A 16,159-nucleotide genomic window follows, 5' to 3' on the forward strand; every position below is an offset into this window, starting at 1 on the left:
TGTTATTGATTATGTCATATGACTTAGGAACTTCAAATTCAGAAACCACACTAGGTTACCGACTCATAAAACCGCATCCATATTTTGATGGCGGCGAGTTTGACGAGGGCGAGATAGTTTTCGGCATGTTTTTCGAAGCGCGTGGCGATGGCCCGGAAGTGCTTGAGTTTGTTGAAGAAGCGCTCGACGAGGTTGCGATATCGGTAGAGGAAGGTGCTGAATGCGGGCTTGGACTTGCGATGCGCCAATGGCCTGATGCAGGCCCATCCGCCCTGATCGGCGAGCCGTTGGCGCAAGGCGTCCGAGTCGTAGGCCCGGTCGGCCAACAGGATTTGTCCTTTGCCAATGACGCCCAGCATATCCTCGGCCGCGCGCCCGTCGTGCGCCTGTCCAGGCGTCAGCTTGAGCCCGACGGGCAGTCCATTGGCGTCCACCAGGGCATGGATCTTGGTCGTCAGACCGCCTCTCGAGCGCCCCACGCATCGGGCGTCAGCGGAACTTCCGGGGCTGGCATCGGGCCCCCCTTTTTTGCGTTCGCCCCATGCTGGTGAACGCGGATGGATGAGGAGTCGATCATTTGCAGATCGCCGTCATAAGCGGCCGATATCGCCGCAAAAATCCTGTCCCACACCCCCTGTTTCCGCCACCGCACAAAGCGATTGTAGCAGGTCGTCGCAGGGCCATAGCGCTCCGGAATGTCCGCCCACGGCGAGCCCGTCCTGAGCCGCCAGTAAATGCCGTTGAGCACCCGACGGTCATCCACTCGCGGAACACCCCGCGGCTTGTTCGGCAACAGTGGCTCAATGATCGACCATTCAAAGTCAGTCAGTTCATAACGACGACGCGACATCCGTCAACCCTCCTTGTTCAAACTGAACCAAGAGAATCAGATGTCGCCAAATCTCGCTAGCCCCTTTATGAGTTTATGACCTAGAGTCAAATAATTAACTAGTCTTCTTGTTGACTCTGAAATTCGAATAGCCTGCTACAAATATGATACGAATTTCAGAGTCAGAAGAATAGAGTGAATTGCAAAGAGGTTGGCTCAATTCTGTTGGCGGATTGCGGCCCGCCTCACGCGGAAGATCACGGAAGACAAAAAAACGGACAAACGAAAACCCGCCGTCGATCTCAGGTCCGGCGGCGGGGTATTTTCGTGTCCGGTTTTTTAGGCCGGAGCCTATAGCATAGCGAAAATCTCGTCTTTTAACAAGAGACGTTTTTTATTCAATTCTTTCAAGACCTTGGCCGAAGCTTTCCGGCCGCTGGTCTCCATAAGCCGGATTTCCCTGATCACCCGGTCATAGGCATAATGCAATTTGACAAAATACGCATATTTCTGATCAAAATTATTTAACTCTTCCGGGGCCCTGGGAAATTCTTCTGCCAAGGCTTCCTGCATATGCGGCATGGTTTTTCCTTTCTTCTGGCCCGGTATATTCCGGGGATATACAGCTACCTTACCCGCTTTTCATACCGCGCCTGAAAAATCTGCCTTTGATCTGAATCAAGCTGTTCAGGAAAATTTCTCAACATATAAAAAAAAGCCCCGGACCCAGGGTCCGGGGCAAGTGAATTGATCGATATTGGGTATTTACGATCAAGAATTCTGTTTCATCATGAGGCCGTTATCTCGGCAGTTTGGTGCGCCCCATCAGATATTCATCCACAGCGCTGGCCGCCTGGCGGCCTTCGCGAATGGCCCAAACCACCAGAGATTGCCCCCGGCGCATATCACCGGCCGCAAAAACCTTGGGCAAAGACGTCTGGTATTTACGGGTATCGGCCGCCACATTGCCGCGGCCGTCCAAAGCCACTCCCAGCTGCGTCAGCATGCCTTCCTTGACCGGATTGGTGAACCCCATGGCCAGCAGCACCAGGTCGGCTTCAATCTCAAAATCGCTGCCCTCTATTTTCTGGAAATTCTCATCCACCCGGTGACATTTCAGCGCCGTCACATGGCCATTGCCATTATCCACAAATTCGGCAGTGGCCACACTCCAGTCCCGCTCCGCCCCTTCTTCTTGGGAGGTGGAGGTGCGCAACTTCATGGGCCAGTTGGGCCAGGTCAGGCCTTTGTCTTCCTTCAGTGGCGGCTTCGGCATGATCTCCAGCTGGGTCACCGAAACGGCTCCCTGGCGGAAAGAAGTGCCGATACAGTCGGAGCCCGTATCACCGCCACCGATCACCACGACTTTTTTGCCCGCAGCGAGAATATCCCGCTCATTCCCCAGCGGTTCATCCGCAACCCGCCGGTTCTGCTGAGTGAGAAAGTCCATGGCGAAATGAATGCCTTCCAGGTCACGGCCCGGCACCGGGAGATCACGCGGCTGTTCGGAGCCACCGCACAGCAGCACGGCATCATAATGATCCACCAGTTTCTGGGCCGGAATATCCTTGCCCACATGGATGCTGGTCCAGAAGGTGACCCCTTCTTCTTCCATCTGACGGACCCGGCGGTCAATGAGATGTTTTTCCATCTTGAAATCGGGAATGCCATAGCGCAGCAAGCCGCCCACACGCCGGTTTTTTTCATACACCGCCACATCATGCCCAGCCCGAGCCAACTGCTGAGCCGCAGCAAGGCCGGCAGGACCGCTGCCGACAATGGCGACTTTTTTGCCGGTCTTTTCCTGCGGCGGCTCCGGTTTGACCCAGCCATTTTCCCAGCCTTTGTCAATGATGGCGCACTCGATGGTTTTGATGGTAACCGGCACATCCTCAATGTTCAGCGTACAAGCCGCCTCACAGGGCGCCGGACAAATACGCCCGGTAAATTCCGGAAAATTATTGGTGGAATGCAGGGTTTCCAGCGCCTCTTCCCAGTCTTCGGTCCAGACCATGTCGTTCCAGTCGGGAATCATATTGTTGACCGGGCAACCGGTGTGACAATAGGGAATACCACAATCCATGCAGCGTCCACCCTGCTGCACCACCACATTTTCCGGCAACGGATTGACAAATTCATGATAATGGCGCACCCGGTCACCGGCGGGGGCATAAGTCCGGTCCTGACGCGGAATTTCAAGAAATCCTGTTACTTTCCCCATGATTATGCTCCCTTCTCGGTATACGCTGACAACGTAGTCTGGGCAGAGGCCATTTCCTCCAGCGCCCGGCGGTATTCCACCGGCATGACCTTGACGAATTTGGGCAGATAATCCTCCAGATTATCCAGAATTTCCCGCGCCCGCCGGCTGTTCGTATAACGGGCATGGTTTTCCAGCAGGGTGACCAGGCGTTCCCGATCGTTGCCGGACATATTGTTACGCAGCACATCCACCCGTCCGTGGCCTTCCAGCTCACCGGACTGGTGCTGCAGTTTCGCCATGGCATCCTCATCCGGCAACGGCTCCAGCTCGACCATCGCCAGATTACACCGGCGATCAAAGTCACCGGCTTCATCAAGCACATAGGCGATCCCACCGCTCATACCGGCGGCAAAGTTGCGTCCCGTGGGGCCAATCACCACCACACAGCCCCCGGTCATATATTCACAACCATGGTCGCCAACCCCTTCCACCACGGCAATGGCGCCGGAGTTGCGCACCGCAAACCGTTCGCCGGCAATACCGCGGAAATAACATTCCCCGGTGATGGCGCCATAGAGCACCGTATTGCCGACAATGATACTTTTTTCCGGCACAATCCTGCTTTCGGCGGGGGGATAAACAATCAGCCGGCCGCCGGACAGGCCTTTGCCCACATAATCATTGCCTTCTCCTTCCAGCTCCATCGTAATGCCCTTGGCGACAAAGGCCCCGAAGCTCTGGCCCGCCGTCCCCTTGAGCTTGATATGAATGGTGTCATCCTCAAGCCCCTTGAAGCCATACCGTTTGGCCAGCTCGCCGGACAGCATGGCGCCGGCGGAACGGTCCGTATTGCCGATCTTGGTTTCAATCTTGACCGGCGTGCCGTCTTCCAGGGCGGGGCGGGCCTGCTCGATCAACTTGCGATCCAGCACGTCCTCAATATCGTGTTGCTGGGCCCGGGCGTTATAGATTTTGTCATCCCCGAACGGTTCGATCTTGTGGAACAGTCTGGTGAAGTCCAGGCCATCGGCTTTCCAGTGTTTGATCGCCGCATCTTTTTCCAAAAGATCGGAACGACCGATGATTTCATCCAATTTGCGCACGCCCATTTGGGCCATGATTTCGCGCACTTCTTCGGCAACAAAAAAGAAATAATTGATCACATGTTCCGGTTTGCCGGTGAATTTACGGCGCAGAACCGGATCCTGGGTTGCGATGCCTACCGGGCAGGTATTCAGATGGCATTTGCGCATCATGATACAGCCGCTGGCAATCAGGGGAGCGGTGGCAAAACCGAATTCGTCGGCCCCCAGCAACGCCCCGATGATCACGTCGCGCCCGGTCTTGAGGCCGCCATCCACCTGCACGCACACCCGGTCCCGCAACCGGTTCAGCACCAGGGTTTGCTGGGTTTCGGCGAGGCCGATTTCCCACGGGGAGCCCGCATGTTTGATGCTGGTCAACGGACTTGCGCCCGTGCCACCATCATAACCAGCGATGGTGATATGATCGGCCTTGGCCTTGGATACCCCGGCCGCCACGGTCCCGACTCCGATTTCGGAGACCAGCTTCACACTGATCCGGGCGTCAGGGTTGACATTTTTCAGGTCATAAATGAGCTGCGCCAGATCCTCGATGGAATAAATGTCATGATGCGGCGGCGGAGAGATCAGCCCCACCCCCGGCGTCGAATGACGCACCTTGGCAATCACCGGATCCACCTTATGCCCGGGCAGCTGACCGCCTTCGCCGGGCTTGGCACCTTGGGCGATCTTGATCTGGATATCGTCCGCATTGACCAGATATTCCGTGGTCACACCAAATCGGCCGGAGGCCACCTGTTTGATGGCGCTGCGGCGTAGATCACCGTTGCGGTCCGGGGTAAAGCGGTCCGGTTCCTCGCCGCCCTCGCCGGTATTGGACTTGCCGCCGATGCGGTTCATGGCAATGGCCAGCGTGGTGTGGGCCTCGCGGCTGATAGAGCCAAAAGACATGGCCCCGGTGGCGAAACGTTTGACGATTTCAGAAGCCGGCTCCACCTCATCCAGCGGGATGGGGGTGTCGGCAAATTTGATCCTGAACAACCCCCGCGGCGTGAGCAGCCGTTCCGATTGTTCATTGATCAGTTTGGCAAAGGCGCGGTATTTGTCCCGGCTGTTGCCGCGCACCGCATGCTGAAGGTTGCTGATGCTTTCGGATGTCCACATATGGGCTTCGCCGCGCAGGCGCACGGCATATTCGCCGCCCACATCCAGTTGGTTGCGGTATATCAGATTATCGCCAAAGGCGTCCCGGTGACGCATCACCGTCTCACGGGCAATGGCGTCGAGCCCCACCCCTTCGATGGCGCTTTTGGTATTGGTGAAATATTTCTCGATAAAGGCACTGTTCAGCCCTACGGCGTCAAATATCTGCGCCCCGCAATAGGATTGGTAAGTGGAAATGCCCATTTTGGACATCACCTTGAGAATGCCTTTGTCAATGGCCTTGATATAACGGGCCTGAACCGTCGCCACATCCACCTCTTCCGGCAGCTTTTTAGCCAGTTCGGCAATGGTTTCAAAGGCGAGATAAGGGTTGATCGCTTCAGCGCCATACCCGGCAAGCACACAGAAATGATGCACTTCACGCGCTTCGCCGGTTTCCACCACCAGCCCGACGGAGGTCCTCAACCCCTTGCGGATCAGATAATGATGCACCGCTGACGTAGCCAGAAGCGCGGGAATGGCGATGCGTTCCGCACTCACCTTGCGGTCTGAAAGGATAATAATATTGTCGCCTTCGATCACGGAAACCTCGGCCAGCAGGCAGATGCGTTCAATGGCCGCCTCCATGCCCTGGGCCCCTTCCTTGGCGTCATAGGTGATGTCAATGGTCACGGTGCGGAAATTATTATCCGGAATGTCGCCAATGGTGCGGATTTTTTCCAGATCCTCGTTGCTGAGAATGGGCTGGCGCACCTCAAGCCGCTTATGGGTGCCGACCCCTTCCAGATCCAGAAGGTTGGGGCGCGGCCCGATAAAGGAGACCAGCGACATCACCGCCTCTTCACGGATCGGGTCGATCGGCGGGTTGGTGACCTGGGCAAAATTCTGCTTGAAATAGGTATACAGCAGTTTCGGTTTATCGGACAGGGCCGAAATCGGCGTGTCAGTACCCATGGAGCCGAGCGCCTCCTGGCCGCTGGTGGCCATGGGCGGGAACAGAATCTTCATATCTTCCTGGGTATAGCCGAAAGCCTGCTGTTTTTTCAAAAGCGGGACATCCCCATGATCGCGCGGCACGGATTCCGCCGGCAGATCCTCCAGTTTGATCTGGGTGCGGTTGAGGATCGCCTGATAATCATGGGCGGTGGCGAATTTGGTTTTAATTTCCTCGTCGGAAATAATGCGGCCTTCCGCCGTGTCGATCAGCAGCATCTTGCCCGGCTGCAGGCGCCATTTTTCCACAATCTTTTCTTCCGGAATATCCAGCACCCCCATTTCGGACGCCAGGATCACCATATCATCATCGGTCACCAGATAACGGGCCGGACGCAGGCCGTTACGATCCAGTGTGGCCCCGATCTTGGTGCCATCGGTAAAGGCTACAGCTGCCGGACCGTCCCAGGGCTCCATCAGCGCTGCGTGATATTCATAAAACGCTCGGCGTTTTTCATCCATCAGCGGATTGCCGGCCCAGGCTTCGGGGATCAGCATCATCATGGCATGCACGATGTCATAATTGCCGGCCACCAGCAATTCCAGGGCATTGTCGAAACAGGCGGTATCGGACAGACCCTCGGGAATCAGCGGCCAGAGCTTCTCCAGATCATCGCCGAGAACCTTGGATTTCATGCTGTACCGCCGCGCGGCCATCCAGTTCACATTGCCGCGTACCGTGTTGATCTCCCCGTTATGACAGACCATGCGGAATGGCTGCGCCAGGCTCCAGGTGGGGAAGGTATTGGTGGAAAACCGCTGATGCACCAGCGCCAATGCGGTTTCCATATCCGGATCGCGCAGGTCCTGATAATATTCCCCCACCTGTCCGGCCAGCAGCATGCCTTTATAGAGTACCGTGCGGCTGGAACAGCTGTTGGCGTAATAGAAGCTGGTATCCTCTTCCATGGCCACCACGGCATTGCTGAGCTGCTTGCGGATGATATAGAGTTTCAGTTCGAAATCCGCATTGGTTTTGCAATTGTCGCCCATGCCGACGAAACCTTGCGCAATATAGGGCTCGGTTTTTTTCACCCCTTCGCTAAACTTGGAATTGTCCGTCGGTACCCGGCGCCAACCCAAAAAGATCTGGCCTTCCTGCGCCACCAGCTCCTCGAACTTGGCCTTGATCTTGCCGCGCACCCTTTCGTCATGGGGCAGAAAAATCATCAACACCCCATATTTTCCGGCCTCCGGCAGATCAATATTCAGTTTGGCGGCCTCTTTTTGCATAAATTTGTCCGGCATCTGAATCAGGATGCCAGCCCCGTCCCCAGCCAGGGGATCCGCCCCCACGGCACCGCGATGGGTCAAATTCTCCAGAATTCTGAGGCCCTGCTCAATAATGGCGTGGCTTTTTTTGCCTTTGATATTGGCGACAAAACCGATACCGCATGAATCGCGTTCATTTTCGGGACGATACAGTCCTTGAGCAAGGGGCAGACCCTTATTGTTCAATGGCACCTGATGGGTCATCTATATAAGTCTCCTAAGTCCAAATTTACTGCAGGCGCGTCAAAACACTTTTCCGAACCGGGTAATGGGGCGCGGAACTGCCTGCTTTATTATTTTTCTTTAAGACCATGAGCCGTAAAGTGAGCCGCAACGTCGCTCTCCACCTGTCTCAGACAGGCGCAAGGCCGAGAGAGCCCGCTTCACCCCTTCCATAAAAACGAGTGAAGATACACTTTCAGCGCTGGCCGTAATTTTCCTGCAGATTTGTGGTCTGTTTTATAAAATATCTGCAGTTTAACCCTGTATCCGATAATATTCCTACCTATACCGTTGCCAAAATGCAAGTTTTTCGTTGCACTGCACACTGATTTTATCTTTTTTCCGATTGCGGATCTTCAGAAAAAACAAAGTTTTTCAACAAATTAATTCCACGCCACAAACAGAAAAAAAATTCGTATAAACAATTTTTACAGCATAAAATCCTGCAAGAAACTGTTTTCAAACAATTTAATTTGCAGAGACCAGAGAGCTGCCGGGCGGGGACGCGGGGGACTGGTCCTGGCCGTCATTCTCCGTTATGAACTCTGTTGGTGAACTTTTTTGCAAACGGGGCCTTGGACCTAAAGTAAATCCAATCATAATTCACTCCAAAGATGACATGACAGACAAAACAATGACAGACACCATAAAGGATATTGTTCGGCACACCGCACTGCCCGTCCGGGAGATCCTGCAGGATCTGGGCCGGAAGTTGCGCCAAACCCCATCAGTCGTGTTACAGGCCCCACCCGGCGCCGGGAAAACCACTCTGGTGCCGCTGTTTTTGTTAAGCGAGGGGCTTGCGGGAAACGAAAGGGCGGCAACCGGACGTATCCTGATGCTGGAGCCGCGCCGTCTGGCGGCCCGGGCAGCGGCCCGGCGTATGGCGGCCATGATCGGTGAGAAAGTTGGCGAAACCATCGGCTATAAAGTGCGTCTCGACAGCAGGGTAAGTGACAAAACCCGCATCGAAGTGGTGACCGAAGGGGTTTTTATTCGCTATCTCCAGGAAGATCCGTCCCTGGACGGAATCGGGCTAGTCATCTTTGATGAGTTTCACGAACGGTCGCTGGATACAGATCTGGGGCTGGCGCTCACCCTGGATTGCCAGCGGGGCCTGCGTGAGGACCTCAAACTGTTGATCATGTCTGCCACTCTGGACGGGGACCGGGTGGCGGCACTGCTGAACAACGCCCCGGTCATCACCAGCGCCGGCCGCAGTTATCCGGTGGACATCCGGTATCTGGACCGCCCGGTGCAGGGGGCTGTGGAACAAGCCGTAGCAGCAACTGTAGGCCGCGCTCTGCGGGAGGAGACAGGCAGTGTGCTGGCCTTTCTGCCGGGGGCCGCGGAAATCCGCCGCACCGCCGCACTGATTGCGGAACAGGCGGGCAATGACATACTGATCTGTCCACTTTTCGGCCAGATGAGCGGCGAGGATCAGGACCGGGCCATTGAACCCGCCCCGCCCGGGCAACGCAAGGTGGTGCTGGCCACCGATATTGCAGAAACCAGCCTGACCATTGACGGCATTCGCATCGTCGTGGACAGCGGCCTTGCCCGCCGCCCCCACTATGATGTGCAAAGCGGCATGAGCGGACTGGACACCATACGAATCTCCCGGGCCTCGGCGGATCAGCGGGCCGGACGGGCCGGACGACTTGAACCGGGGCTTTGCTTCCGACTCTGGCCAGAACCGGAACAGCGCGGCCTGCTGCCGTATACGCCGCCCGAAATCACCCAGGCGGATCTCACGCCGCTGATGCTGCAACTGGCCTGTTGGGGGGTAAGGGATAGCGGCGAACTCCGTTGGCTGGACTCGCCGGATAACGCAAAAATCGAAGCGGCGCGGGAGGTGCTTACCTCCCTCGGGGCGCTGGATGCCAACGGCATGATCACGGCCCATGGCCGGGATATGGTGGCGCTGGGCATGCATCCGCGCTTGGCTCATATGGTGTTGAAGGCCCGGGAAATGGGGCTGGGGTGGCTGGCCGTGGATGTGGCAGCCCTTTTAAGTGAACGGGACATTCTTAAGCTTCGGGAACCGGAAGCCGATTTCCGGTTGCGGCTGGAAGCCCTGGCCATGGTGGCCCAGAATGAAACGGGGCAGGCCCGGCGGCTCGGGGCCGACATTGCCGCCTGTCGTCGGGTGCTGCGACAGGCGAAACAGTGGATGAAAGAACTGGGCATCAAAAAACGTCCCGGACAGTCCCTGGAAAAAGCCGGGCTGTGTCTGGCGCTGGCTTATCCCGAACGGATTGCCGGCAACCGGCAGCGTCTTTCCGCTTCGTCCCAGCGGCAGGGCCAGTTCCAGCTGGCGGGGGGCCGGGGCGCCGTCCTCCCCCCAGAAGATTCACTGGCGGCTGAGGATTTTCTGGCCGTCGCCAGCCTGGACAAAGGCACCCGGGATGCCCGGATTTTTCTGGCGGCGCCGTTGCACCTTTATGACCTGGAAGACCATTTCGAGGACCGGATCACCCGGGAAACGCTCATCCGCTGGGACACCCGCAGCGCCGCCGTCCTCAGTCAAAACCGCCGGTTGTTTGGTCGGTTGGTGTTGCAGGACACCCCCCTGGCGGATCCGCCGGCGGATCTGGTTGCCACTGCCCTGATTGACGGAATCCGGCGTATGGGACTGGGCTGTCTGCCTTGGGATCGAAAAAGCCTGTCACTCAGGGAACGGGTGGCGTTTATACGCCAACACCGCGAAACCAACCTGCCAGACCTGTCAGAAAAGGCGCTGACGGATACGCTGGAAGACTGGCTGATGCCGTATCTTGACGGGATGCGGCGCAAGGAGGATCTGGGAAAGCTGGATCTTTATGCCATCCTGACCGACTTGCTCGGCTGGCACGCCCAACAGGAACTGGACCGGTTGGCCCCGCCCCGCATCACGGTACCCAGCGGGTCGTCCATGGCCATAGATTACAGCCAGGATCCGCCGGTTCTGGCGGTACGGATGCAGGAAATGTTCGGGGCCACGGAAACACCAGCGGTGCTTGAGGGTGAAGTAAAGCTCCTTGTCCACCTTTTGTCCCCGGCGCAGCGTCCGCTGCAGGTCACCCAGGATCTGGCCGGGTTCTGGGCCAGCGGTTATGAGACCGTCAAAAAGGAGATGAAAGGCCGCTATCCGAAACATTACTGGCCCGATGATCCGCGACAGGCCACACCGACACGGCGGACCAAACCGCGCAGCTGAGCCTGCGGCTGAGTCTGCGGCTGAGTCTGCGGCCCCGGTTTTATCCGGTCTGTTCCTGTGGGCCTGGCGGTGGAATCGGGCATCGCCAAAGCCGGTTAGAGTGAGCCGGTTAGAGTGAATTGTGAATAGGTTGGTTATGGCATGAGGCCGCTTCGGAAGTAACCTGTTTGCGGATGAAATGCCTGCGGCTGTTGTGTATACTTGTTCGCCAGACTGGTGAGTCAGTGGACTCAGCGATGAAAAGACCCATGACGGCGGTTTCGGGCAGTCGTCCCTTTGCGGCCCCTGATGTATTTTTTGCCCTGATGTATTTTTTTGCAATGAAAATTTAAGTATAAACAGCCGTTTTTTGCGAAAAAATGACCGTCAAGAAAAAAGAGTAAAATACTAGTTATTGACAAGATGTAGGGGTGTAAATACCATATCTTGTGTCGAGGGTGATACTAAGGGGATGAAAGGCCGAAAGCCGTTGCCACACAGGGCTCTAGCAGGCTTGCGTGGGAAAAGTACTGGACAAACCATTGGGCAAATCAGGGCTTTCTTTTCGGCTTCTTCCATGTTTCAGGGTCTTCCTCATCGGGCAAACTTCAGGCCCAATTCCGACCGGTAGAGTCCATAGTCTCAGGAAAGTTGGCTGTGCCGGTAAATGATTCGGATGAGGGACAATTAACCATAAGAGGTGGGATGTGTCGGTTTCAGTTTTAACAGATGCGGTGCAGGTCAAAGATCACTCACGGGTTGAAACGGATCCCTCGCGGGATGCCTTGTTGACGGAATTTGGCAAGGCCACGCTGTCGGATCGCTATTTGATGCCGGGAGAAAGCTATCAGGACCTTTTTGCGCGGGTGGCCAGCTATTATGGTGATGACCGGGCGCATTCCCAGCGGCTTTACGATTATATCAGCCGGTTGTGGTTCATGCCGGCAACCCCAGTCCTCAGCAATGGTGGCACCAAACGGGGTCTGCCTATTTCCTGTTTTCTCAACGAAACCCAGGACAGCCTGGAATCCATCGTCGGCCTATGGAACGAGAATGTCTGGCTTGCGGCCAAAGGCGGCGGGATTGGCAGCTATTGGGGCAATCTGCGTTCCATTGGTGAAAAGGTCAGCACCAATGGCAAAACCAGCGGCATCATCCCCTTTATCCGGGTCATGGACAGCCAAACCCTGGCGATCTCCCAAGGTTCTCTGCGGCGCGGCAGCGCGGCGGTTTATTTGCCGATCAGCCATCCGGAAATCGAGGAATTCATAGAAATCCGTCGCCCGACCGGCGGAGATCCAAACCGCAAGGCGCTTAATCTGCATCATGGTGTGGTGATTTCCGACGCGTTTATGCGGGCGGTGGAAAATGATGAGGAATGGGCGCTGGTCAGCCCTCATGACGGCAGCGTGCAGCGGACGGTCTCGGCCCGCAGCCTGTGGATTCGGATTCTTACCGCCCGAATTGAAACCGGGGAGCCGTATATGCTGTTCGGGGATCATGTGAACCGCAACATCCCGGAACATCACAAACTGGCTGGCCTGAATGTCAAAACGTCCAATCTGTGCTGCGAGATCACCCTGCCCACCGGGGAGGATCACCTGGGCAACCAACGCACGGCCGTCTGCTGCCTGTCCTCGCTGAACCTGGAAAAATATGACGCCTGGAAAGACAATGAGCAGTTCATTCCGGATATCATGCGGTTCCTCGACAATGTGCTTGAGGATTTCATCGAGCGGGCCCCGGACACCATGGCCCGGGCGAAATATTCCGCCATGCGCGAACGCAGCGTGGGGCTGGGCGTGATGGGTTTCCATTCTTTCCTGCAAGACCGGATGATTCCCTTTGAATCCGTCATGGCCCAGGTCTGGAACAAGAAAATCTTCACCCATATCCAGGAAGAGGTGAATAAGGCCTCCCGTTTGCTGGCGGAAGAACGCGGCCCCTGCCCGGATGCGGCCGATTACGGCATTATGGAACGTTTTTCCAACAAAACCGCCATTGCGCCAACGGCGTCCATTTCCATCATCTGTGGCGGCGCAAGCCCGGGAATTGAACCCATTGCCGCCAACAGCTTTACCCAGAAAACCCTGTCCGGGTCCTTTGCCGTGCGTAACCGTGCCCTGACCCGCCTGCTTGAAGAAAAAGGCAAAAATACCGACGAGGTCTGGTCTTCCATCACCGTCAATGGCGGGTCCGTGCAACATCTGGATTTCCTCAGCCAGGATGAAAAGGATGTTTTCAAGACCGCTTTTGAACTGGATCAGCGCTGGGTCGTGCAGCATGCCGCCGACCGGGCGCCGATGATCGACCAGGCGCAGTCCGTCAATGTCTTCCTGCCGGCGGATGTGCACAAACGGGACCTTCACCAGATTCATTACCAGGCCTGGAAAAAGGGTGTGAAAAGCCTGTATTATTGCCGCTCGCTGTCCATTCAGCGGGCCGAAAGCAGCGAAGCCTCCAAGACGGTTCAGCAGCGCAGCGCAGAGATAAACACTGCACAGCCGACCACCGAAGTGGCCAATTATGAAGAATGCCTGTCCTGCCAATAAGGCGGGGGAGGCGCGATGACGCGATTATTTGTTCGTGAAACATCCTGATGTCCATTTCAGCAAAATGAGGACTTTCCATGTCTCTCCTGAAGGAACGAGTTGTCTATAAACCTTTTCAGTACCCCTGGGCCTATGATGCCTGGCTGACCCAGCAGCGCATTCACTGGCTGCCGGAAGAAATTCCCATGGCGGATGATGTCAAGGATTGGAATCTGAAACTCTCGGAAGTGGAAAAACACCTGCTGACCCAGATCTTCCGATTTTTTACTCAGGCCGATGTGGAAGTGAACAATTGCTACATGCGCCATTACACCCGGGTGTTCAAACCCACCGAGGTGCAAATGATGCTGGCGGCCTTTTCCAATATGGAAACCATTCATGTGGCCGCCTACAGCCATCTGCTGGATACGCTGGGCATGCCGGAAGTGGAATATGAAGCCTTCCTGAAGTATCAACAGATGAAGGATAAATACGATTATATGCAGGTCTGGGGCGTGGACACCAAGGAAGACATCGCCAAAACCCTGGCCGTATTCGGCGCGTTTACCGAAGGGCTGCAGCTGTTCGCCTCCTTTGCCATTCTGATGAATTTTCCGCGGTTTAACAAAATGAAAGGCATGGGGCAGGTGGTCACTTGGTCGGTGCGCGACGAGACCCTGCACACCAACAGCATCATCAAGCTGTTCCACACCTTCCTGCGGGAAAACCCAGAGGTCTGGACCGAGCAGTTGCAGAAGGAACTTACGGAAGCCTGCCAGACCATTGTCGAACATGAAGACGCCTTTATTGATCTTGCCTTTGAACTGGGCGATGTGGAAGGCCTAAGCGCCCGGGAGGTGAAGGATTACATCCGTTATATTGCCGATCGGCGCCTGACCCAGCTGGGCCTGAGCCCGATTTATTATGTAGGCAATAACCCGCTGCCCTGGATGGACGAGATCCTGAACGGCATTGAACATACCAACTTCTTTGAAAACCGGGCCACGGAATATTCCAAGGCCTCCACCCGGGGAACCTGGGAAGAGGCGTTTGAATAAAATATGTGGTGACCAGGGTGACGGGTGATGAGAGCGTCTCGTCATTGCGGGTAAGCGTCTCATTGTAAGTAAGCGTCAGCGATGAAGCAATCCATGCTGGCCTCTAGAGTGAATTGTGCAGAGGTTGACCCATTCTGCCGATCAGGTCTGGTTCAGGGGCCAGGGATTTGGCGCAGGCCATACTGGCGGTACGGCCCAGCCAACCCCCGCAGGAACTGGGCCAGACCTGATCGGCCCTTCGGGGTGGCGGCTTGGGGCCGTTCACTTTGTCAGACGTTTGGCCCGATGCCTGGGTCAGACGCCTGGCCCGATGCCCCGCATCGCCCGGCGCCGTCTTCCGCGTGAGGCGGGCCACAATCCGCCAACAGAATTGAGCCAACCTCTGCACAATTCACTCTATGGGTCACCGCCCCCTTTCAGGGGCGGAAGCGTTGTTTTACGGGGAGAACGTAGGGGCGACCGATCATGTTACAGAATCTCTTCGCCTTCCGCCGCGGTTCCGCTGACCGCCTGTTTTTCAGCCTGGCCTGTCTGTTCGCGGCAGGGGCTGTGCCGGTTCTTGTTTTGCACTATGGCGGAAGGCTGTCCTTTCTGACGCTCCCCCCGCCATACTGGCATGCTCATGAAATGATTTTCGGATTCGGCTTGGGCCTGATGGGCGGATATTTTGCGGCCGGCCTGCCCTTGCAGAAAAATGTTCTGTTGCTGATAAGCTGGCTGCTGGCCCGGATTGTGTTTCTTATTCCACCACCAAACATTTTTCTGCCAAACCTTTTCCTGTTTACGCCGCTTGTGATCCTTTATCCTGGCCTGTTGTTTTTCTTTGTCGGCGGGCCCATGCTGAAAGCGGCCAAATCATGGCGCAACAGCATTTTCGGAATTATTCTGGCCGCCTTCCCGATCCTGGATCTGGCGCTTGGCATCATGATATTCCGCAATGGGGACATGCCCGCGCCCGGCTTTTTTTCTTTCGGTTTGCTGCCCCTGATCGCCATGATTTACGCCATGGGGGGACGCATCACCGCCGCCGCTACCAATGGCGCCTTGCAAAAACAAGGCCTCCGCCTGAACAAACCGTCCCAACCCCGTCTGGAATGGCTGGGCCTGGGGTGTCTCGCGCTGATGATTTTCAGTTTTGGCATGGGCCTACCCCCTTTCGTCAGCAGCCTGCTGGCGCTGGGATTTGCCGGCATCACCGCCCTGCGTTTGATCCGCTGGCATTTCTGGAAGCTCTCGGATCTTTCCATCCTTGCCCTGCACGGGGGCTTTTTCTGGCTCGCCGGCGGCTTCATCCTGATTGCCGCCCACCCGCTTCTTGAGCTGTTCAGCGTTGCCGATCTGCTGCACAGCCTGACCATTGGTGCACTCGGCACCCTGTCCATCACTATCATGACCCGCCTAACCCTGCAACGCAGCCGCCAGCTGGTACGTCTGCCAGCTCTCACCCTGCTCATTCTTGGCGCCGTCAATCTGGCCGCGCTGCTGAGGCTGCTGTCCCCTTATGCCTCCCCCGCGCTGCCAATGCTGGAGGCGGCGGCAGCCTTATGGTCCACCGCCTTTCTGTTGCAGCTTTTCTTCCTGATATCCGCCAAGCCCACACCCCCTAGAGTGAATTGTGAATAGGTTGACCCACTCACACTTCACTCTATTCCTTCTGTGGGTTAAT

The 16,159-nt window shown here is 56.3% G+C and carries 8 protein-coding genes; 4 read left to right on the forward strand and 4 right to left on the reverse strand.

Features of this window, described 5'->3' with window-relative positions:
• Nucleotides 1-50: 50 nt before the first annotated feature.
• The 4 genes from FE788_RS13130 to gltB form a co-directional block, all read right to left on the reverse strand.
• Nucleotides 51-850, reverse strand: a protein-coding gene (locus FE788_RS13130; RefSeq protein WP_425462971.1) for an IS5 family transposase whose coding sequence is annotated in 2 segments (ribosomal slippage) — nt 51-521 and nt 524-850 — 798 coding nt in all. Because the reading frame shifts where the segments join, the coding sequence is not laid out codon by codon here.
• Nucleotides 851-1,180: 330 nt separating this feature from the next.
• Complete coding sequence (locus tag FE788_RS13135; protein WP_138381069.1) at nt 1,181-1,411, reverse strand: HP1242/YdcH family protein; 231 nt, start codon at nt 1,409-1,411, stop codon at nt 1,181-1,183.
• A 217-nt stretch (nt 1,412-1,628) separates the two neighbouring features.
• The gene (locus tag FE788_RS13140) at nt 1,629-3,050 is read right to left on the reverse strand and encodes a glutamate synthase subunit beta (RefSeq protein WP_138381070.1); all 1,422 of its coding nucleotides are present in this window, start codon (nt 3,048-3,050) and stop codon (nt 1,629-1,631) included.
• Nucleotides 3,051-3,052: 2 nt separating this feature from the next.
• Entirely contained in the window at nt 3,053-7,708 is a 4,656-nt protein-coding gene (gltB, locus tag FE788_RS13145) for a glutamate synthase large subunit (protein WP_138381071.1), read from the reverse strand.
• 652 nt (nt 7,709-8,360) lie between these two features.
• Here gltB and hrpB point away from each other — a divergent pair.
• From hrpB to FE788_RS13165, 4 genes are all read left to right on the forward strand, one after another.
• A complete protein-coding gene (gene hrpB / locus FE788_RS13150) occupies nt 8,361-10,925 on the forward strand; it encodes an ATP-dependent helicase HrpB (protein ID WP_138381072.1) in 2,565 nt (854 codons plus the stop codon).
• A 686-nt stretch (nt 10,926-11,611) separates the two neighbouring features.
• A complete protein-coding gene (locus tag FE788_RS13155) occupies nt 11,612-13,456 on the forward strand; it encodes a ribonucleoside-diphosphate reductase subunit alpha (protein ID WP_210413993.1) in 1,845 nt (614 codons plus the stop codon).
• 77 nt (nt 13,457-13,533) lie between these two features.
• Nucleotides 13,534-14,493 carry a ribonucleotide-diphosphate reductase subunit beta gene (locus FE788_RS13160; RefSeq protein ID WP_138381074.1) on the forward strand — a complete coding sequence of 320 codons (960 nt, stop codon included), beginning with the start codon at nt 13,534-13,536 and terminating at the stop codon, nt 14,491-14,493.
• Between the two features lie 465 nt (nt 14,494-14,958).
• Complete coding sequence (locus FE788_RS13165) at nt 14,959-16,116, forward strand: NnrS family protein (RefSeq protein ID WP_138381075.1); 1,158 nt, start codon at nt 14,959-14,961, stop codon at nt 16,114-16,116.
• Nucleotides 16,117-16,159 lie beyond the last annotated feature (43 nt).

The sequence above is a fragment of the Luteithermobacter gelatinilyticus genome, from assembly GCF_005849285.1.
GTDB lineage: Bacteria > Pseudomonadota > Alphaproteobacteria > Sphingomonadales > Emcibacteraceae > Luteithermobacter > Luteithermobacter gelatinilyticus.